General features: G+C 62.6%; 23 protein-coding genes. 16 read left to right on the plus strand and 7 right to left on the minus strand.

Translation table 11 applies throughout. From position 1 onward, the window contains the following. Positions 1 to 12: 12 nt before the first annotated feature. The gene (locus VFB05_RS18485; RefSeq protein WP_325014663.1) at positions 13 to 759 is read left to right on the plus strand and encodes a CpaD family pilus assembly protein; all 747 of its coding nucleotides are present in this window, start codon (positions 13 to 15) and stop codon (positions 757 to 759) included. Next, complete coding sequence (locus tag VFB05_RS18490; protein ID WP_325014664.1) at positions 756 to 2015, plus strand: AAA family ATPase; 1260 nt, start codon at positions 756 to 758, stop codon at positions 2013 to 2015. Before VFB05_RS18485 ends, VFB05_RS18490 begins: the two co-directional genes overlap by 4 nt. Before the next feature lie 22 nt (positions 2016 to 2037). Here the strand turns inward: VFB05_RS18490 and VFB05_RS18495 are convergent, their stop codons facing one another. Further along, positions 2038 to 2838, minus strand: a complete 801-nt coding sequence (locus VFB05_RS18495; protein WP_414643216.1) for a tetratricopeptide repeat protein — start codon at positions 2836 to 2838, stop codon at positions 2038 to 2040. 113 nt (positions 2839 to 2951) lie between these two features. Next, positions 2952 to 3200: a PilZ domain-containing protein gene (locus tag VFB05_RS18500; RefSeq protein ID WP_325014668.1), complete on the minus strand. Its 249-nt coding sequence runs from the start codon at positions 3198 to 3200 to the stop codon at positions 2952 to 2954. A gap of 231 nt (positions 3201 to 3431) precedes the next feature. On the opposite strand from VFB05_RS18500, the gene VFB05_RS18505 reads away from it, so the two are divergent. Both VFB05_RS18505 and VFB05_RS18510 read left to right on the plus strand, forming a co-directional pair. Continuing rightward, a complete protein-coding gene (locus VFB05_RS18505; RefSeq protein ID WP_325014670.1) occupies positions 3432 to 3629 on the plus strand; it encodes a Trm112 family protein in 198 nt (65 codons plus the stop codon). A 173-nt stretch (positions 3630 to 3802) separates the two neighbouring features. Next, entirely contained in the window at positions 3803 to 4741 is a 939-nt protein-coding gene (locus VFB05_RS18510; RefSeq protein ID WP_325014672.1) for an alpha/beta hydrolase, read from the plus strand. A 7-nt stretch (positions 4742 to 4748) separates the two neighbouring features. On the opposite strand, the gene VFB05_RS18515 is transcribed toward VFB05_RS18510, so the two are convergent. Further along, positions 4749 to 5969 carry a ubiquinone biosynthesis hydroxylase gene (locus VFB05_RS18515; RefSeq protein ID WP_325014674.1) on the minus strand — a complete coding sequence of 407 codons (1221 nt, stop codon included), beginning with the start codon at positions 5967 to 5969 and terminating at the stop codon, positions 4749 to 4751. 226 nt (positions 5970 to 6195) lie between these two features. Between VFB05_RS18515 and tesB the strand changes: the two genes are divergently transcribed. Beyond that, the gene (gene tesB / locus VFB05_RS18520; RefSeq protein WP_325014676.1) at positions 6196 to 7056 is read left to right on the plus strand and encodes an acyl-CoA thioesterase II; all 861 of its coding nucleotides are present in this window, start codon (positions 6196 to 6198) and stop codon (positions 7054 to 7056) included. On the opposite strand, the gene VFB05_RS18525 is transcribed toward tesB, so the two are convergent. Next, a complete protein-coding gene (locus tag VFB05_RS18525) occupies positions 7057 to 7935 on the minus strand; it encodes a DUF4339 domain-containing protein (RefSeq protein ID WP_325014678.1) in 879 nt (292 codons plus the stop codon). Positions 7936 to 8151: 216 nt separating this feature from the next. Here VFB05_RS18525 and VFB05_RS18530 point away from each other — a divergent pair, with 216 nt between their 5' ends. The 8 genes from VFB05_RS18530 (at position 8152) to VFB05_RS18565 (ending at position 17994) form a co-directional block, all read left to right on the plus strand. Then, positions 8152 to 8490 (plus strand): P-II family nitrogen regulator, encoded by a 339-nt coding sequence (locus VFB05_RS18530; RefSeq protein WP_325014680.1) that lies wholly within the window; start codon positions 8152 to 8154, stop codon positions 8488 to 8490. 98 nt (positions 8491 to 8588) lie between these two features. Continuing rightward, a complete protein-coding gene (locus tag VFB05_RS18535; protein ID WP_325014683.1) occupies positions 8589 to 9893 on the plus strand; it encodes an ammonium transporter in 1305 nt (434 codons plus the stop codon). A gap of 307 nt (positions 9894 to 10200) precedes the next feature. Continuing rightward, complete coding sequence (locus VFB05_RS18540; protein WP_325014685.1) at positions 10201 to 10539, plus strand: P-II family nitrogen regulator; 339 nt, start codon at positions 10201 to 10203, stop codon at positions 10537 to 10539. 38 nt (positions 10540 to 10577) lie between these two features. Beyond that, positions 10578 to 12023, plus strand: coding sequence for an ammonium transporter (locus VFB05_RS18545; protein WP_325014687.1), 1446 nt, complete (start codon positions 10578 to 10580; stop codon positions 12021 to 12023). Positions 12024 to 12283: 260 nt separating this feature from the next. Beyond that, on the plus strand, positions 12284 to 13498 hold the full coding sequence (locus VFB05_RS18550) for an aminotransferase class I/II-fold pyridoxal phosphate-dependent enzyme (protein WP_325014689.1): 1215 nt from the start codon (positions 12284 to 12286) through the stop codon (positions 13496 to 13498). A 5-nt stretch (positions 13499 to 13503) separates the two neighbouring features. Further along, complete coding sequence (locus VFB05_RS18555) at positions 13504 to 15948, plus strand: DNA translocase FtsK (RefSeq protein WP_325014692.1); 2445 nt, start codon at positions 13504 to 13506, stop codon at positions 15946 to 15948. A 300-nt stretch (positions 15949 to 16248) separates the two neighbouring features. Next, positions 16249 to 17079, plus strand: coding sequence for an outer membrane lipoprotein carrier protein LolA (locus VFB05_RS18560; protein WP_325014694.1), 831 nt, complete (start codon positions 16249 to 16251; stop codon positions 17077 to 17079). A 99-nt stretch (positions 17080 to 17178) separates the two neighbouring features. Continuing rightward, positions 17179 to 17994, plus strand: a complete 816-nt coding sequence (locus VFB05_RS18565; protein ID WP_325014696.1) for an exodeoxyribonuclease III — start codon at positions 17179 to 17181, stop codon at positions 17992 to 17994. Positions 17995 to 18000: 6 nt separating this feature from the next. Here VFB05_RS18565 and VFB05_RS18570 read toward each other — a convergent pair whose 3' ends face one another. Further along, complete coding sequence (locus VFB05_RS18570; protein WP_325014698.1) at positions 18001 to 18441, minus strand: cyclic nucleotide-binding domain-containing protein; 441 nt, start codon at positions 18439 to 18441, stop codon at positions 18001 to 18003. A gap of 39 nt (positions 18442 to 18480) precedes the next feature. Beyond that, positions 18481 to 19167 carry a response regulator transcription factor gene (locus tag VFB05_RS18575; RefSeq protein WP_298106660.1) on the minus strand — a complete coding sequence of 229 codons (687 nt, stop codon included), beginning with the start codon at positions 19165 to 19167 and terminating at the stop codon, positions 18481 to 18483. Positions 19168 to 19393: 226 nt separating this feature from the next. Between VFB05_RS18575 and VFB05_RS18580 the strand changes: the two genes are divergently transcribed. Further along, positions 19394 to 19963 (plus strand): L,D-transpeptidase family protein, encoded by a 570-nt coding sequence (locus VFB05_RS18580; protein WP_325014704.1) that lies wholly within the window; start codon positions 19394 to 19396, stop codon positions 19961 to 19963. Positions 19964 to 19976: 13 nt separating this feature from the next. Then, positions 19977 to 20762 carry a hydratase gene (locus VFB05_RS18585; RefSeq protein ID WP_325014706.1) on the plus strand — a complete coding sequence of 262 codons (786 nt, stop codon included), beginning with the start codon at positions 19977 to 19979 and terminating at the stop codon, positions 20760 to 20762. On the opposite strand, the gene VFB05_RS18590 is transcribed toward VFB05_RS18585, so the two are convergent. Next, positions 20759 to 21439, minus strand: a complete 681-nt coding sequence (locus VFB05_RS18590) for a YggS family pyridoxal phosphate-dependent enzyme (RefSeq protein ID WP_325014708.1) — start codon at positions 21437 to 21439, stop codon at positions 20759 to 20761. The genes VFB05_RS18585 and VFB05_RS18590 overlap by 4 nt on opposite strands. 90 nt (positions 21440 to 21529) lie before the next feature. Between VFB05_RS18590 and VFB05_RS18595 the strand changes: the two genes are divergently transcribed. Continuing rightward, positions 21530 to 23230, plus strand: a complete 1701-nt coding sequence (locus VFB05_RS18595) for a diguanylate cyclase domain-containing protein (RefSeq protein ID WP_325014710.1) — start codon at positions 21530 to 21532, stop codon at positions 23228 to 23230. Positions 23231 to 23283 lie beyond the last annotated feature (53 nt).

Raw genomic sequence — 23283 nt, forward strand, 5'->3', positions numbered from 1 at the left:
GGGGGAAGCACGATGACAACCGGGACATCGCTCAATCGCTTGAAAGCGCTGAGCCTCATGAGCGCAATGGTCGGCCTTTCGGTCGCCCTTGGCGCCTGCTCCGAGACCACGGGAAGCGTTGCGACGCGGCCCGCAAGCGTTCCGGACGATTATCGCCTGCGGCACCCGATCGCGGTCCAGGAGGCCAATCGCTCCATCGTTTTGTTCGTCGGCCATGCGCGCGGCGGATTGTCCTTCACCCAGCGCGACGACGTCGCGGGCCTGGCGCGGGCCTGGGTCGCTGAGGGAACCGGCGCCATTGTTGTCGACGTGCCCGTCAATACGCCCAACGCCCGGGCCGCGGAAAGCGCGTACCGCGAAGCGAGAGCCGTGCTGGAAGCAGGCGGCGTGCCGGGCAACGGAATCAAGTTGCACCGCTACACCCCGGACGATCCGCGCACGCTTGCGACCGTTCGCCTGACCTATTCACGGATGACGGCGGTCGCCGGCCCCTGCGGTGTATGGCCTGAGGATCTCGGCCCCTCGATCAAGGATCCGAGCTACATGGACAACAAGCCCTATTACAATTTCGGCTGCGCCTATCAGCGCAACATGGCGGCGATGGTGGCAAACCCCTCTGACCTCGTGCAGCCGCGCGCCGAAACTCCGGCCTACGAGGCGCGGCGCGCCGAAGGCTTTGAGAAATATCGCACCGGTACGAACACCGCGACCGCTTATCCCGAGGCCGACAAGGCCAAACTCAGCGATACAGGCAAATGATCCATTCGCGTAACGATTCCAATGAGCACGATACGATGCCGCCGCTCAGCGACGACTACATCGCACCGGCGCCACGCGTATCCGTGCAGGCCTTCTGTGAAAGCACGGCGACAGCCGATGCTCTGCAATCGGCTGGGCTCGACCGACGTCTCGCCAAGGCGCACCTGACGATCAAGATGGGCGGCATGGAAGCCGCTATCGAGACGTATCACAGCGTCCCCACACCGAACGTCATCATTCTGGAAACCAGACCCGGTCACGACATTCTTGCCGGGCTCGATGAACTTGCCACCGTCTGCGATGCGGGAACGCGCGTGGTCGTGGTCGGCAGCGACCAGGATGTCGCGCCCTACCGCGAACTGGTGCGCCGCGGCGTCAGCGACTATGTGATCGGGCCGGTCGAAACGCTCGACATGGTCCGGGCGATCTGCGGGCTGTTCTCGGCGTCCGAAGACACTCCGGTCGGCCGCATCATCGCCGTCGTGGGCGCCAAGGGCGGCGTCGGCGCCTCTACCGTCGCCCACAATGTGGCATGGGCGATCGCGCGGGATCTGGCGATGGATTCAGTGGTGATCGACCTCGACATGGCGTTCGGCACCGCGAGCCTCGACTACAACAAGGATCCGTTGCAGGGCATCGCGAACGCGGTCTTCGCCGCCGAACGCCCCGACAGCGCTTTCATCGAGCGCCTTCTGGCGAAGTGCAACGATCATCTCAGCCTGCTCGCGGCGCCGGCGACGCTTGAGCGCGTCTACGATTTCGGCGCCGACGCCTTTGACGCGATTTTCGACACCATGCGCCTGTCGACACCGGTGATCGTGCTCGATATTCCGCACCAATGGTCGGGATGGACGCGGCGCGCGCTGGTCGGCGCCGACGATATTCTGATCGTCGCCGAGCCCGATCTCGCCAACCTGCGGAACGCCAAGAACATGGTGAGCATGCTCACGGCGGCGCGCCCGAACGACCGTCCGCCGCTCTATTGTCTCAACCAGGTCGGGATGTCGAAGCGGCCGGAAATCAGCCCACGCGAATTCGCCAAGGCCATGGAAGGCCCGTCGATTGCGACCATTCCGTCCGATCCGAAGATGTTCGGTACCGCGGCCAACAACGGCCAGATGATGGCCGAACTCTCCGCCGGGCATCGCCTCAGCAAGACCTTCGTGCACATCGCCAACCAGCTCACGGGTCGCGGCGAGCCGAAGAAGCCGAAGAGTTCGCTGTTTGGGCCGCTGATGAAGAAGTTGCGCGCCTGAAATCCCGGCGCGCTCACAGCGCTCAGTCGGTGCGCGCAGCGTTGCCAAGCGCGGGCTTCACAGCAGCCTGCTTCGCCAGCATCTTCCTCAAATAAGCGACATTGGCGGCCGCCTCCTCCGGAGGCCGGCCTTCTTTGGCGAGGCTCTCGGCCTCGGCCATATGGCCGCGCAAGCCGACCACCAGAGCGAGGTTCAGCCGCACGCGCGGATCCGCGTTGGGATTGCCGTAGGCGCGGCGCAGCGTTTCTTCCGCCTTCGCGAGATCCTTTGAAAGGACGTAGGAGAGCGCGAGGTTGGACAGCACCGACGGATCGTCCGGTACGATCCGCAGCGCGCTCGCATAATATTGCCGCGCTTCGTCGTGGCGGCCGAGCTGATCGAGCACGGTCCCCTGCGCGGACAGGATTCGCCAATCGGGATCTTCGGGCGAATGCGCGCGACCGAGAACTTCGAACGCCTGCTGGAAATTGCCGTTATCGGCGAGCGCCCGGCCGAAGCCCGCCAGCAAGGCCTTGTCGCCGGGATGGGCGATCGTGGCCCGCTCCAGCACGGCGACCGCCTGGGCCCGCTGGCCGGCGGCGCGGAGCGCTTTTCCGTAAGCGAGGGCCGCTTCGGCATCGTCAGGCTTGGCTTGATGACGATCGCGGTAGTAGTCGAGGCTATGGGCGGGAGCTGCCTTTTCCGACTTGTCGCCGAGCGATCCCGTAATATCGGTCAGGCCGTCGGTCTGGCAGCCGCAAAGTCCCAGAAACAAGACGGCCGACAGCACTGGCACGGCGCGGAATCGGGCAAGGCCGGGCGGCCGGGGCTGTGACGGGTACATTCTGGACCTAATAGGGTAACAGTGCTGTCCAGAAATGCTCACAGCTTAACCCTAAATTCCGGTTAAGCTGGAGCTGTCAGCCCGGCGCGTCGCAGGCTTCCGAGAGGCAGCAGTCAGTCCAGAAACTGGGCGCCGAATTCGTAGCCGATCCGCCACGCCAGACGGCACTGCCGCGGCCGGCCTTCCGACATGATGATCGTGAACTCGTTCGGAACATCAACGTGTTCGGCAATGACCTTCACGCCGCCTGCGGAGATGTCGGTGATGGTACAGTCACGCGGCAGCGAACCCGTGCCAAACTGGATTTTCGCGAAACTCCGGCACACGCGCCGCTCGCTCTTTCGTCTATTTGCAGCAAACATATCGTTCCTTGCCCCGCCCGGATGTGGTCCATTGGCACTCCGGCTGTCTTACCGAAGAAGTGTTGGAATCTAGCTATTGGATTCGTTTGAAATTGATCGGAACTGTTCGCGTTTCCTTTACCCGCGCGTTCTGGAAAGCGACCGCTTCAACCGGACACGGGCATGGCTACACGGATAGCTACACGTGGCGTCCGAATGTGATACAGGGAGCGCGTAACAGGAGACCGCGGCATGACCGCCTTGCCCGAACGCCCCGAAGGCACCGTCGACCCCAAGCTGCTGGAAATCCTGGTCTGCCCCATGACCAAGGGCCCGCTCGAATATGACGCCGCGCGGCAGGAGCTGATCTCGCGCGCCGCCAAGCTCGCTTATCCCATTCGCGACGGCATTCCGATCATGCTGCCCGAAGAGGCGAGGAAGATCGAGTAAGAGACTGGTGTCCCGGTTATGACATTCGTATTGTGCCGCGGCGGCTTCGTTTACGAATGTCATAACCAAAGGGACACCAGCAAAAATTGGATTCCAGTGTGGTTTTGGATTTGACATTCGCTATGAGGACTCGCGGCGGTACCGAATCGAATGTCAAATCCACCACACTGGCCATGCGCAAATCTGCGCTGATGGTCGCGATGGTTCTCAGCCTTGCCGGCGCGATCACGGCTGCATCGGCCAGCGAGACCCAGATCGGTGTCGGCAATCTCGATGCCTTTCTGACGATCCCTGATGGCGTCGAGAAGCCGCCAGTGGCGCTGTTGATTGCAGGCTCCGGATCCACCGACCATGACGGCAATGGACCGCAGGCCAAGCCCGCGACCTTGAAGAAACTTGCCGAGCAGCTGGCGGCGCAAAAGATCGCGACACTTCGCTACGACAAGCGCGGCGCCGGCGGATGGAAGGCTGAATTCGGCAAGCCCGAGGATTTTCGTTTCAAGGACTATGTCGACGACGCCGTCTCGCTGGTGAATTACTTGCGCGAGGGCCGAAAATTCTCCCGCATCGTCGTGGTCGGGCACAGCGAGGGTGGACTGGTCGCAATCCTGGCCGCACGGCAGGTGCAGATTGATCGCCTGGTGCTGCTCGTCACCGCGGCGCGGCGGCAAGGCGACCTTGTGAAGGCGCAGCTCGAGAAAAGGCAAATTCCGCCTGACGTTCTCGATCCCATCCTCAAGGCCATCGACAGCATCATGGCGGGACAGATTGTCGATCCGCCGCCGCGTGGGCTTGCGATCGCGCCGTCGATGCAGCCGAGCGTTGCTTCCGCCTTCACTGTCGATCCGATCGAACCAATAAAATCGATCGACAGACCGATCCTGATCGTCGGCGGCGGCCACGACCTACAGGTGGCGCGGCTGGATTTCTCCGCGCTCGCTGCAGCCGCGCAGGTCGCGAAAACGCTTTGGCTTCCGGACATGAATCACGTTCTTGTCGACGTCACCGACGATGCCGACAATCTTGCCGCCTACAATCAGCCGGAACGCGCGCTCGACGCGGCCATGATCGACGCCGTCGCCGACTTCATTCAAGCCAGCGGTACGCACTGACCGGCCGTTAAAGCGCTTCGCCCTTCAAAAGCCGCGGCACATCGCCCGCGAGACCCGCGGCCTGGCGGATGAACATTCCCTTCAACGGCGGGGCGCGGTCGACCAGACCCAGACCGATATCGCGCACGGTGCGGAGCAGCGTCGATTGGTTGGAGAACAGGAAGTTGAGCGAGTTGGTGGCCAAGCCCATCGCCATGGTGTCGAACCGCCGCCAGCGCTGATAGCGCTCGAGCACGTCGGCCTGACCGGGATCGATGCCAAGCCTCGCCGCATCCACGACGACTTCGGCGAGCGCGGCAACATCCTTGAGACCCAAATTGAGCCCCTGCCCCGCAATCGGATGAATCACATGCGCGGCATCGCCGACCAGCGCCAGGCGCTCGCCGATGAACGAGCGCGCCACGAAATAGCCGAGCGGAAAGGCGCGCGGCTTGTCCAGCGCCTTCACCTCGCCGAGGTGCAGGCCGAAGCGCTGCTCGAGCTCGCCATGAAACTCCTGCTCCGAGAGCGCAACGATCCGCGCCGCCTCACCGCGCCTTTCGGTCCAGACCAGCGATGAGCGTTTTCCGGACAGCGGCAGAATCGCAAAAGGGCCGGCCGGTAGAAAATGCTCTTCGGCGCGGCCCTGATGATCGCGCTCGTGTCCGACCGTGACGACGATACCGGATTGATCGTAGTCCCAGCCATGGGTGGCGATGCCGGCGCGCTCGCGCAATTTCGATCGCGCGCCGTCAGCGGCGACCAGAAGGCTCGCTTCGACGACGCTGCCGTCCGAAAGCGTCACGTCGATCCCGCCGCTATGGGTCGAGAAATCGGACACCGCGAGCGGACGAAGGTCGACGCCGTCGGCTTGCGCGCGCTCCACCAGCGCGTCGATCAGGTACCGGTTCTCGACCATGTGCGCGAACGGCTCGCCCGGCTCGATATGTCCGGAAAAAGTCAGGAACACCGGCCGCGTCGCGTCTTCGAGCTTCGAATCGGTGACGACCATGTCCAGGATCGGCTGCACGCCGTCGGCAACCTTACTCCAGACGCCGATCGTCTCGAAAAGCCGGCGGCAAGCCGCGACGATGGCGGTGGCGCGAGGATCGCGGCTCGGCCGTGTGCCGAGCGCGGGATCTGCGACGATGACGGGCAGTTCGCCCCCAAGGCCCTGGCGCAGCGCCAGCGCGAGCGCGAGCCCCGCAAACGCGCCGCCGCCGATGACAATGCCACGCTGAACCGACATGCTGGACCGCCTATTCGAACCCTGCAAAAACTCAGCTTGCTACTCCATAATAGCTGGGCGAAACAGACCCCGTAAACAAGGGTAAGCTAGGCCTGTCATTCCGGGGCACGCAAAGCGTGAACTACGATGTGCGGTTGCACATCGGAGAATCTCGCGCCGCAACTTCCGGATTCCGGGTTCGCTCGCGGTTTCGCGAGCGCCCCGGAATGACGCTAGAAAGCACATAATGTCCAAAAGCCTGATCGACCTGATTTCCATTCTCGATCTCGAGCCGATCGAGGTGAACATGTTTCGCGGCAAGAGCCCGAAAACCTCCTGGCAACGGGTTTTTGGCGGGCAGGTGATTGGGCAAGCCATGGTCGCGGCCTGCCGCACCGTCGAAGGCCGGCTGCCGCATTCGCTGCATTGCTATTTCATTTTGCCGGGCGATCCGCAGATTCCGATCATCTACCAGGTCGAGCGGCTGCGCGACGGCAAGAGCTATTCGACGCGGCGCGTCACCGCGATCCAGCATGGCAACGCGATTTTCTCGATCATGGTGTCGTTTCACGCCGAGGAACAAGGCGCGTTCGATCACCAGGACAAGATGCCGGACGTGCCGCCGCCGGAAAAGCTCACCGCCGAGGAAATGGCCAAGCAGCCGATGTTCCGCGACATGCCGGAATTCATCCGCCGCTATTATGAGTCAGACCGTCCGATCGAACTGCGCCCGGTCGAGCTCGGCCGCTATTTCGGCCAGAAGATCGACGACGGCCGCATCCATGTCTGGATCAGGACCGCCGCGAAACTCCCCGACGATCCGGCGCTGCATATGTGCGCGCTCGCCTATGCCTCGGATTTCTCGCTGCTCGATGCTGTGATGGCGCGCTACGGCCGGACGCTGTTCGACAAGCGCATGATGCCGGCGAGCCTCGATCACGCGATGTGGTTTCACCGGCCGTTCCGCGCAGACGAATGGCTGCTTTACGCGCAGGACTCGCCGAGCGCGCAAGGCGGACGCGGGCTGACGCGCGGGCTGATCTTCAAGCAGGATGGCACGCTGGTGGCCTCCGTCGCCCAGGAAGGCTCGGTGCGCGAGCGCAGGTAACTACGCCGCTTCTGCATCTCTTTGCACCAGCGCGATCTGCGAGGCGACCCAGCCCATCATCCAGCGCACCACCCATGGAATCGGGATGATGAAGGCGCAGCCGATAACGGTGACGATGGCGCGCCAGAGATATTCGAGGCCGGTGGCATTGAAGACGATGTCGCGCCGCGTGCCTTCGACGTTGCGGAAAATCCAGCGCGTCTGCGCGGTGTAGACCCACGCCCAGCCGACGATGGTGATGGTGGAGAGCGCGCCCAAGGCGTGCCAGCCGAGATAGGGCAAGAAGGCGCCGGAGAAGCGCAAGCCGAGCGGCTGTCCGTCGGCGGAAGCGAGGTTGGCGATAAACCATTGGATGGCAAGCCAGGCCACTCCCACTTCGATCAGGAACGAGATGAGTTGGGGAATCCGGCCGCCGATGAAGCCGAGCACGATGACGGCGGCAATCGTGCCGAAGTACCACCACATGATGGTCTCGACCTTGCCCGCGAATGTGAGATCCGGCCGTCCCGGCACCTGGGTGCGGGAGACGGCCCACTTCAAGGTGCTGACGAGGACCCACGGAAAGGGAATGACGAGAAGGGAGCCGACGAAAAAGATCAGCCCCTGGCGAACAAAATCCAGAATTTCGAAATCGATCGATAGCGATCCACCGCCGCCGCCCGCTGTTGCCGGCATTCTGCCCGGCATGGGCGGGGGCCTGCCCGCCGCCGAAAACAGGCCGGGAATGTCGCCGGCGCTTTGCCAGCCCGCCATGCCGTCGGTCCAGATCAGCGTATCGGGACGAATGATGCCTCGCGCGATCAGGTCGCGAAATTGGGCGTCCGGAAAAGGGCCCTGTTGCTGGCCGCGTTCAGCGTAGAACCACGCGCGATTTGACATTTGTCCCCCACAGCATGCAGACGGGCTCTTGTTATCGCTATCGGGCGCGATCTTGGCAGATCACGCCGGTGCCGCTACTGGAACTATCGGCCGAAGTGACAATTTCGCAATTGTTTTTCGCCCAGCCGGCACTTTATTGTGCAGTGGAGTGGGGGAAATGCCACTGCCCTCCACGGCTTGACCGACCTTCGAAATCCGGGAAAAGAAGGCCTGAACATGAAGCTTGTTGTCGCCATCATCAAACCCTTCAAGCTGGACGAAGTCCGGCAGGCACTGACCGCGATCGGCGTGCACGGCATGACCGTCACCGAGGTCAAAGGCTACGGCCGGCAGAAGGGCCACACTGAAATCTATCGCGGCGCGGAATACGTCGTGAACTTCCTGCCCAAGCTGCGGATCGAGATCGCGGTGGCATCCGATATCGCCGAGAAGGCGGTCGATGTGATTACCACCAGCGCCCGCACCGGGCAGATCGGCGACGGCAAGATCTTCGTCACGCCGATCGACCACGCGCTGCGGATCAGGACCGGCGAAACCGACAGCGACGCGCTTTAGGATCAGAAGGACGAGGCTATAAACCTCGCAAAATTTCCATCGCACCCGGCAACGGCGCCGGGATCAGCGAACAACTTGTCTGGGTGGGGAAAATACCAATGGGGGCACATCTGTGTCGCGCAGCGAAGCTGGCTGCGCCAGTTCTGCTGGCCGTCGTTTCGCTTGCACGGCCTGCGTTTGCGGCAAATACCGCGATCAACGGCGCCGACACGGCCTGGATGATCGTCGCCACCGGTCTGGTGCTGATGATGACCATTCCGGGACTCGCGCTGTTCTATTCCGGCATGGTGCGCAAGAAGAACGTGCTCGGCACGATGGCGCAAAGCCTCGCCGCGGTGGCGCTGGTCTCGATCCTCTGGGTCGCCTTCGGCTATTCGCTGGTTTTCGTCGGTGATGGCCCCGTGCTCGGCAGCCTCAATCGCTGGTTTCTCGCCGGCATGACCATGGACAGCGTCAATCCGGCAGCCAAGACGATTCCCGAAGTCCTGTTCATGCTCTACCAGATGACGTTCGCGATCATCACGGTGGCGCTGGTCGCAGGCGCCGTCGCCGACCGGATGCGGTTCTCCGCCTATCTCTTGTTTTCCATCGGCTGGTTCGTGTTCGTTTACGTGCCGCTGGCCCATTGGGTGTGGGGCGGAGGCTTTCTCCAGGCGGCGGGCGTCCTGGATTTTGCCGGCGGCCTTGTCGTGCATCTGTCCGCAGGTATCGGCGGTCTGGTGGCCGCGATGGTGGTCGGACGTCGCCGCGGCTACGGCGTGGAAAATCTGTCGCCCTTCGATCTGTCGCTGGCCGTGATGGGCACAGGCTTGCTGTGGGTCGGCTGGTTCGGCTTCAACGGCGGATCGGCGCTCGCCGCCGACTCGCGCGCGGTGATGGCGATCACAGCGACGCATCTGGCGGCCTGCGCTGGCGCGCTGACCTGGGGTGCTATCGAATGGTCCATTCAGCGCAAGCCATCCGTGCTCGGCATGATCTCCGGCGCCGTCGCCGGACTTGGCACGATCACACCGGCCTCGGGTTTCGTTGCGCCCTGGGCCGGCGTCCTGATCGGCGTGATCGCGGGTGGCGTGTGTTTCTGGGCCTGCACCTGGCTCAAGCGGCGCTTCAAATATGACGATGCGCTGGATGTGTTCGGCGTCCATGGCATCGGCGGCATGACCGGCATCCTGTTGACCGGCGTGTTTGCGACCGCCTCGATCGGCGAGAAGTCCGGGCTTCTCGAAGGCAATCCGCACCTGCTCGTGACGCAAGCTTATGGCGTCGCTGTTACGCTCGCCTGGTCGGCTGTCGTGACCTACATCCTGCTCAAGCTGGTCGGCCTGTTCGTTCCGATCCGCGTTTCGATGCAACAGGAGCTGGAAGGCCTCGACATCTCGCAGCACGGCGAGGCGCTTCAATAAGCTACCAGAATACCGTTTTTCTGCTCGCCCGCTAAGCACCGGGTCCATTCGCCATTCCGCCTTGCACAAATCATGGGCTATTCTGCCCAGGGTTTGGGCGGCCCTGCGAGGCCCTGTTCCGTGCCTGCCTCACGCGCGCGAAAAACCTCCGCGTTAAAAGACCGTTTGAAGAAGTCCCAGAACTGGCACGGCATTTGATTCTATCGTGTGCGGCTGTGCCCGCGTCGTGACCATCCATGCTTGCGTGGTGAAGCAGTCCAGATTCCTCGGTCGCCTCTCGACCGGGTCCAAGCGGGGATTAAGACCCATGAAAATCGTTATGGCGATCATCAAGCCATTCAAACTCGAAGAAGTCCGCGATGCCCTCACAGCCATCGGCGTTCACGGCCTGACCGTCACCGAGGTGAAGGGATATGGCCGGCAGAAGGGTCACACCGAAATCTATCGTGGCGCCGAATACGCGGTGAGCTTCCTGCCCAAGATCAAGATCGAGGTCGCGATCGCGACCGATCAGGTGGACAAGACCATTGAGGCCATTACGTCGGCGGCCAAGACCGGCCAGATCGGCGACGGCAAGATTTTCGTCATCAACCTCGAAAACGCCGTCCGGATTCGGACCGGCGAGGCGGACGCTGCGGCGCTGTGATGGCGCGCACAACCTTTTCCAATCAGGAGTAAAACGAAATGACGTTCAAGCGTCCCACTAGCGCGGGATTGGCGGCCCTCGCCGTCGGCATGTTCGCCGCGACCGCTGCTTATGCGGAACCAACCGTCAACAAGGGCGACAATGCCTGGATGCTGACGTCGACGGTGCTGGTGCTGTTGATGACGATCCCGGGGCTCGCGCTGTTCTATGGCGGCCTCGTCCGTTCCAAGAACATGCTCTCGGTGTTGATGCAGGTGTTCTACACGGTCTGCGTCGTGGTCGTCATCTGGGCGCTCTATGGCTACAGCCTCGCCTTCACCGGCGGCAACGATTTCTTCGGCGGCCTCTCGAAGGTTTTCCTGTCGGGCGTCACACCCGACTCCAAGGCCGCAACCTTCAGCGTTGATGCCAATATTTCCGAACTCGTCTACGTCTGCTTCCAGATGACCTTCGCGGCGATTACACCCGCGCTGATCGTCGGCGCCTTCGCTGAACGCATGAAGTTCTCGGCGATCGCGCTGTTCATCCCGCTCTGGGTCACGCTGATCTATTTCCCGATCGCGCACATGGTCTGGTACTGGGCCGGCCCGGATGCGATCTCGGATGCGGTCAAGGCGATTGCCGCCGCCGGCGGCGACGCTGCGGCAAAGGCCGCGGCCGAGGCCAAGCTCGCCGCAGTGCAGGCCGATGCCGGCTGGATCAACAAGAAGGGTGCGATCGATTTCGCGGGCGGAACGGTCGTGCATATCAATGCCGGCATCGCCGGCCTCGTCGGCGCGCTCATCATCGGCAAGCGCATCGGTTACGGCAAGGATCTGATGGCGCCGCATTCGCTGACCATGTCGATGATCGGCGCTTCGCTGCTCTGGGTGGGCTGGTTCGGCTTCAACGCCGGGTCCAACCTCGAAGCCAATGGCGGCGCGGCGCTCGCCATGACCAACTCGTTTGTCGCAACCGCAGCCGCGGCACTGTCGTGGATGTTCGCCGAGTGGATGACCAAGGGCCATCCATCCGTGCTCGGCGTCATTTCCGGCGCGGTCGCCGGCCTCGTCGCAGTTACGCCTGCGGCCGGTTACGCCGGTCCGATGGGCGCGATCGTGCTGGGCCTTGTGGTCGGCGTGGTCTGCCTGTTCTTCGTCACCACCGTGAAGAATGCGCTCGGCTACGACGACTCGCTCGACGTGTTTGGCGTCCACTGCATCGGCGGCATCGTCGGCGCGCTCGGCACCGGCATCCTGGTCAATCCGGCGCTCGGCGGCTCGGGCATCATGGACTACGTCACCGGCAAGGTCGCCGATTACGAGTTCGGCACGCAGATGGTCTCACAGATCTGGGGCGTCTGCACCACGCTGGTGTGGTCGGGCGTCGGCTCGGCGATCCTCTACAAGATCGTCGACGTGGTCGTCGGCCTGCGCGCCAAGGTCGAAAGCGAACGCGAAGGCCTCGATCTCACCGACCACACCGAGCGCGCCTACAACATGTGAGTTCTCCCGAGGGCGCTCCTTCCCCGGAAGGGGCGTCCAGAACTACGGTTTGGAGCACATACCCGGCAATGCTCCGGCCGTTGAGGGGCTTCAGCGCAAGCTGGAGCCCCTTTTTTTCGTGTGGCCGGCAAGGCGGATTTCGGTCGCCGAAACCGATGGTTAATCGCGTCTTAACCTCGCCGTATCTATGGTGGTTTGATCCGTTTTCCGCCGGTCCAAAAACCCGATCGGCTGCGTAAAAGAGTGCTGGCGCGACAAGCATGGCCATGACCGCATCATCCCGCGCGCCCTTGGGCGGTGAAAACTCGCAAAGCGAGCGTTCGCCCTTTTTGCGGGTCGCCGAATTGCTGGCGCCCTACCAGCCTTCCAAGCCATTGATAACGCTATCTTTAGGCGAGCCGCAGCACCCGGTGCCGAACTTTGTGGGGCCGGTCCTGGCCGAGCACATTGCCGATTTCGGCCGCTACCCGATCGCCAAGGGCATCGAACCCTTTCGGCGCGCGGCGTCGGGATGGCTTTCTCGGCGCTTCACGCTGCCGCGCCCGATCGATCCGGAGACCGAACTTCTGGTGCTCTCTGGCAGCCGCGAGGGACTCTTTCTGGCGGCGCTGGCGGCCGTGCGCCTGGTCGGCGAGCGCAAGGGAAAGCCGGCGATCCTGATGCCCAATCCGTTCTATCCGGCCTATGGCGCCGGCACCCGCGCCGCCGGTTGCGAGCCGATCCATCTGCCGGCCACCGCTGCCAACGGATTCCTGCCTGACCTCGATACGCTCGACGAGGCGACGCTGGCGAGAACGGTCGCCATGTACATCGCCTCCCCCGCCAATCCGCAAGGCTCGGTCGCATCACGAGACTATTTCATTCGTCTGAAGAAACTCGCCGACCGCTTCGGCTTCATGATTTTCAGCGACGAATGCTATTCGGAAATCTACACGCAGGAAGCGCCCGGCAGCATGCTCGAATGCGCCGGCGACGATTATGCCAATGTGGTGGCGTTTCAATCGCTGTCGAAGCGATCGAACCTGCCTGGCATGCGCGTCGGCTTTGCCGCCGGCGACAAACACTTTCTTTCCGCCTTTCACGAGCTGCGCAATGTTGCCGCGCCGCAGGTGCCCGTTCCGGTCCAGCATGTCGCGGTCGCCGCTTACAACGACGAAGCTCATGTCGAGGAAAACCGCAGGCTCTACCGCCTGAAGTTCGACTCCGCCGACCAGATTCTTGGATCGAGGTACGGCTACCGGCGTCCCGCCGGCGGCTTCTGTGTCTGGCTCGACGTCTCGGCGATAGGTGGCGACGAGGCAGTCACCGTCAGGCTTTACCGGGACGCAGGTGTGCGGGTCATCCCCGGCAGCTACCTCGCCCGGCAACAGCCGGACGGAAGCAATCCCGGCGCGGGCTATATCCGGCTCGCGCTTGTCGCAGACAGTGAAATCACGGCCGAGGCGTTGCATCGGCTGGTTCAGACCCTGGGCTGAAGATCATGCCGGCGATCGAACGTGTCATTCCTCTTGTCAACCAGTTGCCGGTCGCGATCCGCGAGGCGCTGGTCCGCCGCTTGCGTGAGCTCGCAGGTCTCGGCTTGCTGGTGCTCGCCGCAGGCGCGGCAGCTGCCCTCATGACGTGGTCGGTGCAGGACCCGAGTCTCAGCCACGCCACCTCGCGTCCAATCCACAACGTTGCCGGCTATGTCGGCGCGATTGGCGCCGACTTCCTGATGCAGATTCTGGGTCTCGGCGCGATCATGCTGATCCTCCCGATTGCGGTCTGGGGCTGGCGCATGATGACCCACCGCGCCTTCGACCGCGAGGCGTTGCGGCTCGGCTGCTGGATCCTGTGCACGTGTGCGGCTGCGGGATTTGCCAGCTGCTGGCCGCATGGCGGCAGGTGGCCGCTGCCAACCGGGCTTGGCGGTGTCGTCGGCGACGCGCTGGTGCGCGCGCCCGCCGTCGTCTTCGGGCCGCCCGGCTTCTTTTACAGCCTTGTACTTGGAATCATCCTCGGCGCAGCGACGCTTGCAACCTTCTACATCGCCAGCGGCGTTGGCTCGCAGGCGAGGGACGAAGACCCAGCCGATATCGAAGAAGACGACGACGACATCACCGGCGACGACGACGGCGGCTCGATCTCGCTCGGATGGATGGTGCACGCTTTGATGAGCTTGAGGGCAAGGCTGTCCTGGGGATTGGTTGCGGCCTATCGCTGGCTGGTCTCGAGCGCCCACGCTCCGCGCACCACTTCGTTCGATCGCCATGAGCCAAACCTTGGCGGCCGCGGCGCTCCCTCGCTCGCTCCTCAGGATGAAGCCGAAGACGAGGACGAGGAAGAGGAGGAAGAAGGGGACGAGGAAGAGCCGGCCGCCCGTGCGCCGCGCAAGAAGGCCGCTCCCAAGGCGCCTTCGAGGCGATCCGAAAAATGGGATTTCCCGGAGATGTCGTTGCTCGCAGCGCCCAAGGCGACCGATCGTCGGCCGCTGTCCAAGACGGAGCTGGAAGCCAATTCGCGCCGGCTTGAAAGCGTGCTGCAAGACTTCGGCGTGCGCGGCGAAATCGCGAAAGCCAATCCCGGACCGGTCGTCACGCTGTACGAGCTCGAACCGGCGCCCGGCATCAAGTCGTCGCGCGTGATTGGCCTCGCCGACGATATCGCCCGCTCGATGAGCGCGCTCTCGGCGCGTGTCGCTGTCGTGCCCGGCCGCAACGCCATCGGCATCGAATTGCCGAACTCGCATCGCGAGAAGGTTTACCTGCGCGAACTGCTCGTCGCGAAGGAAGCGACCGAGTCCATCGCCAAGCTGCCGCTCTGCCTCGGCAAGACCATCGGCGGCGATCCCGTCATTATCGATCTCGCCAAGACGCCGCACATGCTGATCGCCGGCACCACCGGCTCCGGCAAATCGGTCGCGATCAACACCATGATCCTGAGCCTCGTGTACCGGCTGCGGCCCGATCAATGCCGGCTGATCATGGTCGATCCCAAGATGCTCGAGCTCTCCGTCTATGACGGCATCCCGCATCTTTTGACGCCGGTCGTCACCGATCCCAAGAAAGCCGTTGTCGCGCTGAAATGGGCGGTGCGCGAAATGGAAGAACGCTACAAGCGGATGGCCAAGTTAGGGGTGCGCAATATCGACGGCTACAATGCGCGCCTCGTCGAAGCCAGGGCCAAGGGCGAAGAGCTCACGCGCACGGTGCACACCGGCTTCGACAAGGAAACCGGCAAGGCGATTTACGAGGAAGAAAAGCTCGACCTCGATCCGTTGCCCTATATCGTCATCATCGTCGACGAAATGGCCGACCTGATGATGGTCGCCGGCAAGGACATCGAAGGCGCGGTGCAGCGCCTTGCCCAGATGGCGCGCGCCGCGGGGCTGCATGTGATCCTCGCGACGCAGCGTCCGTCGGTCGACGTGATCACCGGCACGATCAAGGCGAACTTCCCGACCCGTATCGCATTCCAGGTGACGTCGAAGATCGACAGCCGCACCATCCTGGGCGAAATGGGCGCCGAGCAACTGCTCGGCCAGGGCGACATGCTTTATATGGCAGGCGGCGGACGCATCAGCCGCGTGCACGGTCCCTTCGCGTCGGACGAAGAAGTCGAGAAAGTGGTGCGTCACCTCAAGACGCAAGGCTCGCCCGAATATCTCGAGGCGGTTACGGCCGAAGAGCCCTCCGAGGAAGACGGAGCGGTATTCGATGCCACCGGCATGGGATCAGATGGCGGCGGCGACCTGTTCGCCCAGGCGGTTGCGATCGTCAAACGCGATCGCAAGGCCTCGACCAGTTATATTCAGCGCCGGCTGCAAATTGGCTACAATCGTGCGGCATCCCTGATGGAGCGAATGGAACTCGAGGGTATCGTCGGACAGGCCAATCATGCAGGCAAACGCGAGATTCTGGTCCCCGAGGAAGAGGGCGGCTTTTAGTCGCCGACTTACGCCCCTCTAAATCCCACCAATTGCTGGATTATTTTCACGGAAAAGCGATATCGCCCTGATGCGAAGCAGGATAAAAGGGCGACCAACCAGTGGAGTGGATTTGGCATTCGCTACCCTGTCGCCCGGAATGCGTAATGCGAATGTCAAATCCTAAACTCCACTAGAAAACCATATTTGCTAGTGGTCCTTTGATTCTAACATTTGCAACAGTGTGAGCCGGACCGAGATGCCGATGTTAGAATCGGACCACTAGGGGACGATGCGTTGATCGAAAATCAGAAAATTCGAATGGCCAAACGATTCCCTCTCCCCTTCAGGGGCGTTGCTCTCGCTCAGGTCGCTTTGGCTTTTTTTGCGACCGCCTCATCTGTTGGCGTCGTCTCGACGACGGCGATCGCCCAGCCGATCCCGCCGCAGAGCGTTCCAGTTCCGAAGTCCGCACCAAAGGGCCGCGACGGCGCACCGGACGGCTCGAGGGGGCCGTCCACGACAGGCGCCATGCAAACGCCGCCCACCCCATTCATTCCCGATCCGCATCGCAATCTGCCGCTCAGTCTGTTTGCGACCTTCGACGACAAGCAAAAGGCGCAGGCCGCCAAGGTCAGCAATTATCTGTCGTCGCTCCAGACGCTGATCGGAAACTTCGTCCAGGTCGGGCCCGACGGCACCAAGACCAAGGGCCAGTTCTTCATCCAGAAGCCGGGCAAGGTGCGCTTCGAATATGACGCGCCAAATCCGATCGCGATCGTCGCGGACGGATCGATGGTGGCGGTCCGCAACAGCAGTCTCTCGACCCAGGACCTCTACCCGCTGTCGCAGACGCCGCTACGGTATCTGCTGTCGGACCGTATCGACCTGATGAAGGACACCAATGTTGTCAGCGTGACCGCGGACGACATGTATGTCAGCATCACCATCGAGGAACGGCAGCTGCTGACGGGCACGAGCCGCCTGATGCTGATGGTCGGCGCCAAGGACGGCCAGCTCAAGCAATGGACAGTGACCGATCCGCAGGGCTACGACACCACGGTCGCCGTCTACAATCTGGATACGTCCAGGAAGATCGATCCAGGCATGTTCAAGATCGACTTTTCAGAGAAGACCTTTCCGCCCGGCTGATCTTTCAACCGGATTGAATCGAACAATCCACTATTCCCTGCGACAATCTGGAAATTCATCCTTGATTGGCGGATGGAGACATGCGTCATCTCTGGGCGCATGCGTCTTTCCCTGACAACCTGGAATATCAATTCGGTGCGCTTGCGCATCAACCTCGTCGCCAAATTCATCAAGTCGGTGAGGCCTGACGTCCTGTGCTTGCAGGAAACCAAGTGCATCGACGACGCCTTTCCGCTCAAGCGCTTCAAGCGGCTCGGCTACGAGCATATCGCGCTGAACGGCCAGAAGGGTTATCACGGCGTCGCGGTGATCTCGCGACTGCCGTTCGAGAAGACCGATATCCGCACCTTCTGCGACAAGCTCGACTCGCGTCACATCTCGGTCGAGTTCGGCGAGCGCGCACAGCTCACCAAGCCACTGGTGCTGCATAATTTCTATGTGCCTGCCGGCGGCGACATTCCGGATCCCGCGCTCAATCCGAAATTCGACCACAAGCTTCGTTTTCTCGACGAGATGAAATCCTGCGAGCCGCTGCATCCACGCCGCGAGGATCATCACGTCCTGGTCGGCGATCTCAACGTGGCGCCGCACGAAAACGACGTCTGGTCGCACAAGCAGCTCCTGAAGATTGTTTCGCATACGCCGATCGAGTGCGAGAAGCTGCTGGCGGCGCAAAGCCAGGGCGAGTGGATCGATGTCGCGCGCGACCGCATTGCGTTGTCAGAAAAGGTCTACACCTGGTGGAGTTATCGCGCAGCGGACTGGACGGTCGGCGACCGAGGCCGGAGGCTCGATCACATCTGGGTCTCGCGCGCGCTAAAAGAAAAGGTCAGCGATTTCCGCATTGCGCGCGACGCCCGCGGCTGGGAGCGGCCGTCCGACCACGTTCCGGTGACGGTCACGCTGGAGATTTGATGCGTCTCAGGTGCTGAGTTTGCCGCTCGCCACGAGAATGTCGCTGGCGATCTGGCTTGTGCGCCGGGCGAATTCGTCGCGCAGCCGGCGTGCCGCCGCAGGATCGCTTTCGAGCACGCGCTGAAACAGGCTGCGCGCGACACGGATCACGGACGAATCTTCCAGCGCGATCGCAGTTGAAGGCCGCCTCATCGCGTTGATCAGCGCCAGTTCCCCAATCAATGCACCGGGACCGGCGACGACCGAGGCGCCGCCGTCCTCGATGCGAAAGCTGCCGCGCTGAACGACGAAACCAGCGTCGGCATCTTCGCCGGCATGGAAGAGGGCGGAATTGCGCGCGCAGCTCTTCTGTTCGGAGCCGATGGCCAGCATTCGCAGCGACGCCGTCCCCAATACGCGAAGGGTCGGGACACGCTCCAGCAGGGCAACATCATCCTCGATCGACATGAAAGACCAGTTGCGCGACGAATCGTTAGCTGGACCGTATCACGGCACCAGCTTGTAGCCACCGGCCTCCGTCACCAGGATTTCCGGATTGGCGGCGTCTTTTTCGATCTTCTGGCGCAGGCGATAGATATGGGTTTCCAGCGTGTGCGTGGTGACGCCCGAGTTGTAGCCCCAGACTTCCTGCAACAGCGTCTCGCGCGAGACCGGCGCCTGGCCGGCACGATACAGGAAGCGGAGGATGGCGGTCTCCTTTTCCGTGAGCCGCACCTTTTTGGCGTTGGCGCCCGTCAGCATCTTGGAGCCCGGCCGGAAGCTGTAGGGGCCGACCGAAAACACGGCGTCTTCGCTGGCTTCGTGCTGGCGGAGCTGGGCGCGAATGCGCGCCAGCAGCACCGCGAAACGGAACGGCTTGGCGACATAGTCATTGGCGCCGGATTCCAGTCCCAGGATGGTATCCGAATCGGTGTCATGACCAGTCAGCATGATGATCGGCGCCTTGAAGCCGCCCTTGCGCAGGGAACGCACGACTTCACGGCCATCGGTATCGGGCAGTCCGACATCCATCAGCACCAGATCCGGGGCATCGGTCTTGGCGGCAGTGGCGCCCTTGGCGCCGGTGTCGACGGCGGAAGCCTCGAATTCGTCGTGTAGCGACAATTGCTCCACCAGCGTATCGCGCAGATCGGTATCGTCATCTACGATCAGGATCTTGCGGGCATTGGCCATGGGTACAGTCCTTATGAGGGCGTCGGCGCGGGCCCGAGGGGAACGGGCCGGGTCGTATGGGTCAAACGGGGGACGTCAAGACTTACGTCATGAGGTATGTGGCTGTTACGAATTCACAAGCCGAAAGGCAATCTACCTCAGGATTCGCGCCTCTTTAGATGAATGTCCTGTAATGCGGCGCGGGCGAATTGTCCCATGGTAGCTGATCTGGAGACTCTCCACGCCTATGGATAATTCCCGTTTTTCAGATACTTACCGGAAAATAAAGCGCGACCGGCCGCTTGATTCGATCCGCGTCAATGCTGCTGCCAACAACCCGTGCCGCGGCTGGCTCATAGCCGGCCTGCACGCGATCCCGGTGGCGCTTGGGAGAGGGGGAATCATCGCCAACAAGCGCGAGGGCGATGGCGGAACCCCGAAAGGGACGTTCCGGCCGCGACGTTTGTGGTGGCGCGCCGACCGCACGCCGAGGCCGCAAACTTTCCTGACCGTTCGCGCCATCCGTCCCGACGACGCCTGGTGCGAAGATCCCTCAAGCCGTCATTACAATCGGCCGGTGAAGCTTGGCCGCGACGATGGCGGCGACCGGCTGATGCGTGATGACCATCTCTATGATTTCATCATCGAGATCGATCACAACACGAAGCCGCGGATCGCCGGCCGCGGCAGCGCGGTGTTTCTTCATCTGGCGCGGCCGAACTTTTCGCCCACCGCAGGATGCGTTTCGATGACAAAGGCGGCCATGCTGCATCTGTTGCGGCAGATCGGACCGGGTACCAAGATCATCATCGGGTAGGGGAGGCAGCAGCATGCTCGACAATGACAAGATCGCGCGAGCGGCTAAGACGCTGAACGACCATTGGCGCGCCGGCACCAAGCTGGAACAGCTCGAGGCCTCGATCCGGCCGAAGGATCGCCTCGAGGGCTATGCGATCCAGGCGGCGCTCGGCAAGGATCCACATCGCGCGTTGTTCGGCTGGAAGATCGCCGCGACGAGCGTCGCCGGACAAAGGCACATCAACGTCGCCGGTCCGCTGGCAGGGCGCATCTTTACCGAAAAGGTCATCGCGGACGGCGGCACGGCTTCGATGAAAGGCAACGAGATGCGGGTCGGCGAGGCCGAATTCGCTTTCCGTTTCGCCCGCGATCTACCGCCGCGGCCAAACCCCTATTCCGTGCAGGACGTCCTCGGCGCCGTCGGCGCGCTGCATCCGGCGATCGAAATCCCCGATTCGCGTTTCGCCGATTTCGTCAGCGCCGGCGAAGCCCAGTTGATCGCCGACAATGCCTGTGCGCATCTCTTTGTGCTGGGCGACGCGACATCAGCCGATTGGCGCAGCCGCGATCTGGTCGAGGAGCGGCCGGTTGTCAGCTTGCGCGGCGAAAAACACGTTGGCCATGGCAAGAACGTGCTCGGCGATCCCCGCGTGGCGCTTGCCTGGTGCGTCAACGAATTGCGCGCACTCGGAATCACGCTCCGGGAAGGCGAGGTGATTACGACAGGAACCTGTTGCACGCCGCTGCCGATCCAGGCCGGCGACGTGTTCGCCGCCGATTTCGGCGTGCTCGGCAAAGTGTCGGTAGGTTTCAGCTAACCTCGATGCCCGAAAATCGCAGATCCCACGCGGATGTGGGTCGCGCCCATCTGGATCGCGACGGCGAAGTCGGCGCTCATGCCCATCGACAAATTCTTCAAGCCGTTGCGCGCAGCGATTTTGGCGGTCAGTGCGAAGTGCGGCGCCGGCGCCTCATTGACCGGCGGGATGCACATCAAGCCCGAAATCGGAAGACCATATTTCTCACGGCAGTCGGCAATGAAGCCGTCAGCGTCGGCGGGCGCGACGCCAGCCTTTTGCGGCTCCTCGCCAGTGTTGAGCTGAACGAACAGTTGCGGCCGCCGGGTCTGGGTACGGAACTCCTTGGCCAGCGCTTCGCAGAGGCTCGGGCGATCGACCGAATGGATCGCATCGAACAACGCGACCGCTTCCCTGGTCTTGTTGGATTGCAATGGACCGATCAGATGCAGCGAGAGGCCGCCGTAAGCCGACATTAACTCTGGCCACTTGGCCTTGGCTTCCTGGACGCGGTTTTCACCGAATACGCGTTGGCCCGCCTTAATCACCGGGGCAATCGCATCGGCAGCGAACGTCTTGGAAACTGCAACCAAGGTCAGCGATGCCCGATCGCGGCGCGCCTCCCGGCAGGCCCGCGCGACCGCTTCTTCAACGGCGGCAAGTCCGCTTGGTAAATTTTCGGTTAGCTCAGAAGACATCGGGGTAATCCGGGGATCGTTCCATTTTTATATAATCCGAGCAGGGCTTCTTGAACCCTCCCCTGTACCGTGCGCTGGGACAAGGGAACCATGTCGAGCTCAGCCTTCAAGCGCAAAACCACTGACTTAGGCAAGCTATTTGGAATCCGCGCGCGGCTCGCATTGCTGGCGCTGATCCTGGTGGCACCGCTGATGCTGGAACGCGCCCGCTCGCTTGAGGAAACCCGCAACAAGCAGATTGCGCTCGCCTATTCCGAATTCTCGCGAATCGCCGAACAAAGCGCCGACAGCCAGCGCGAAGCCATCTCTTCGGTCGAGACCGTGCTCAAGTCGGCCGCTCACATCCAGGCCTCCAGGCAAACTGCGGACGCAAGCTGTGACACGTTGTCGGCGAGCCTTCCGGTCCGCCTGCCATGGATCCGCAATCTGACGATCGCGGGCAGTGACGGACGAATCAAATGTGCAACGCTTGATACGCTGATCGGGCTCGACCTCAGCGACCGCGACTATTTCAAGCGGGCGCGGCAGGCCCGCGACCTCATCTTCAGCGATTTCCTCTTGTCCAAGTACGACAATGAACCAGTCGCGCTGGCCGCCTATCCCGTCGCCGCGGTCAATCCCGAATCGGATCTCGTCATCGTCGCCAGCATCAATCTCGGCTGGATGTCGAAGATCATGAACGACCTCTCTGGTCGTCGCGGCGTCATGTCCTTTCTGGTCGATAGTGGGGGAACCGTGATGGCGGCGCCCTCGGATCTCTCCCGCTTGATCGGCCATCCGCTCGGCAGCGTCCCGGCGCTTGCGGCGGCGGTGACCCGGGCGATCAATCCGGAGCGGTCAACGGGATCGTTTTCGTTCGCGTCTCCTGATGGCGCCAAGCTGACGTTGCGCTTTTCACGCATTCTCGGCACGGAATCGCGCCTGATCCTGATTGTCGACGAAGCGAGGATCGCTGCCGCGACCAATCTCGACATTCGCAACGCCTATCTGCAGCTCGGACTGGTCTGCCTGATGGTGCTGCTTGGTGCGCTGTTTGCAGCGGAGCAACTCATCATTCGGCCCATCCACAAGCTTGTCGCAGTCGCTAGGCGTCTCGGCGACGGCGAGTGGTCGGCGCGGGCGTCCGATAGCCGATTGCCGGCCGAGTTCGCGCCGCTCGCCCGCGCGTTCGACAAGATGGCGAGCCAGCTTTCGGAGCGGGAACGCGAACTGATCGCGTCCAACGACCGCCTCACCGTGATCGCTTCGAGCGACATGCTGTCGGGCCTTGCAAACCGCCGCGGCTTTCAGAGCCGGCTGGATTTCGAATGGGCGAAGGCCCTGCAGGGTGGCGGTCAATTGTCGCTTCTGATGATCGACGTCGACCATTTCAAGCTGTTCAACGACACGTACGGCCACCCCGAAGGCGACGCCTGCCTGTCGCGGATCGGCGAGACGCTGAACCGGATTGCACTTGCAACGGCAGGGGTCGCCGCTCGCTACGGCGGCGAGGAATTCTGCCTGTTGATGCCGAACGTAGGCGCAGACCGTGCGCTCGAAATCGGCGAGATTGTTCGCGTGGCCGTGCTCGATCTCGTCATCCCCCATGTGACCTCGAACCATCAGATCGTCACCGTCAGCGTGGGCGTCGCCAGTCTCAAGCCAAACGAGGCACTGAATCCGAACGACCTGCTGGAAGCTGCCGACGCCAGCCTCTATGTCGCCAAGCGCAGCGGCCGCAACCGGGTCGCCGAACACGGACTCGCACAGGCCGGCGAGACGGGCGACATCGCGCTGGTGTCCGGGTTCTGACATTCCTATTCCGTCGCGGCTGGCACTATTACGAATGTCCGAACCTCAGGGAG

The organism is Bradyrhizobium sp. (assembly GCF_035652035.1).
GTDB lineage: Bacteria > Pseudomonadota > Alphaproteobacteria > Rhizobiales > Xanthobacteraceae > Bradyrhizobium.

Excerpts from the sequence above, each read along its gene's own strand:
- VFB05_RS18595 (WP_325014710.1), top strand. The coding sequence starts at position 21,530 with ATGTCGAGCTCAGCCTTCAAGCGCAAAACCACTGACTTAGGCAAGCTA.
- VFB05_RS18530 (WP_325014680.1), top strand. The coding sequence starts at position 8,152 with ATGAAGCTTGTTGTCGCCATCATCAAACCCTTCAAGCTGGACGAAGTC.
- VFB05_RS18590 (WP_325014708.1), bottom strand. The coding sequence starts at position 21,439 with ATGTCTTCTGAGCTAACCGAAAATTTACCAAGCGGACTTGCCGCCGTT.
- VFB05_RS18540 (WP_325014685.1), top strand. The coding sequence starts at position 10,201 with ATGAAAATCGTTATGGCGATCATCAAGCCATTCAAACTCGAAGAAGTC.
- VFB05_RS18505 (WP_325014670.1), top strand. The coding sequence starts at position 3,432 with ATGACCGCCTTGCCCGAACGCCCCGAAGGCACCGTCGACCCCAAGCTG.
- VFB05_RS18485 (WP_325014663.1), top strand. The coding sequence starts at position 13 with ATGACAACCGGGACATCGCTCAATCGCTTGAAAGCGCTGAGCCTCATG.
- VFB05_RS18585 (WP_325014706.1), top strand. The coding sequence starts at position 19,977 with ATGCTCGACAATGACAAGATCGCGCGAGCGGCTAAGACGCTGAACGAC.
- VFB05_RS18525 (WP_325014678.1), bottom strand. The coding sequence starts at position 7,935 with ATGTCAAATCGCGCGTGGTTCTACGCTGAACGCGGCCAGCAACAGGGC.
- VFB05_RS18545 (WP_325014687.1), top strand. The coding sequence starts at position 10,578 with ATGACGTTCAAGCGTCCCACTAGCGCGGGATTGGCGGCCCTCGCCGTC.
- VFB05_RS18555 (WP_325014692.1), top strand. The coding sequence starts at position 13,504 with ATGCCGGCGATCGAACGTGTCATTCCTCTTGTCAACCAGTTGCCGGTC.
- VFB05_RS18580 (WP_325014704.1), top strand. The coding sequence starts at position 19,394 with ATGGATAATTCCCGTTTTTCAGATACTTACCGGAAAATAAAGCGCGAC.
- VFB05_RS18490 (WP_325014664.1), top strand. The coding sequence starts at position 756 with ATGATCCATTCGCGTAACGATTCCAATGAGCACGATACGATGCCGCCG.
- VFB05_RS18570 (WP_325014698.1), bottom strand. The coding sequence starts at position 18,441 with ATGTCGATCGAGGATGATGTTGCCCTGCTGGAGCGTGTCCCGACCCTT.
- VFB05_RS18495 (WP_414643216.1), bottom strand. The coding sequence starts at position 2,838 with ATGTACCCGTCACAGCCCCGGCCGCCCGGCCTTGCCCGATTCCGCGCC.
- VFB05_RS18535 (WP_325014683.1), top strand. The coding sequence starts at position 8,589 with ATGGGGGCACATCTGTGTCGCGCAGCGAAGCTGGCTGCGCCAGTTCTG.
- VFB05_RS18575 (WP_298106660.1), bottom strand. The coding sequence starts at position 19,167 with ATGGCCAATGCCCGCAAGATCCTGATCGTAGATGACGATACCGATCTG.
- VFB05_RS18550 (WP_325014689.1), top strand. The coding sequence starts at position 12,284 with ATGGCCATGACCGCATCATCCCGCGCGCCCTTGGGCGGTGAAAACTCG.
- VFB05_RS18560 (WP_325014694.1), top strand. The coding sequence starts at position 16,249 with ATGGCCAAACGATTCCCTCTCCCCTTCAGGGGCGTTGCTCTCGCTCAG.
- VFB05_RS18510 (WP_325014672.1), top strand. The coding sequence starts at position 3,803 with ATGCGCAAATCTGCGCTGATGGTCGCGATGGTTCTCAGCCTTGCCGGC.
- VFB05_RS18515 (WP_325014674.1), bottom strand. The coding sequence starts at position 5,969 with ATGTCGGTTCAGCGTGGCATTGTCATCGGCGGCGGCGCGTTTGCGGGG.
- tesB (WP_325014676.1), top strand. The coding sequence starts at position 6,196 with ATGTCCAAAAGCCTGATCGACCTGATTTCCATTCTCGATCTCGAGCCG.
- VFB05_RS18500 (WP_325014668.1), bottom strand. The coding sequence starts at position 3,200 with ATGTTTGCTGCAAATAGACGAAAGAGCGAGCGGCGCGTGTGCCGGAGT.
- VFB05_RS18565 (WP_325014696.1), top strand. The coding sequence starts at position 17,179 with ATGCGTCTTTCCCTGACAACCTGGAATATCAATTCGGTGCGCTTGCGC.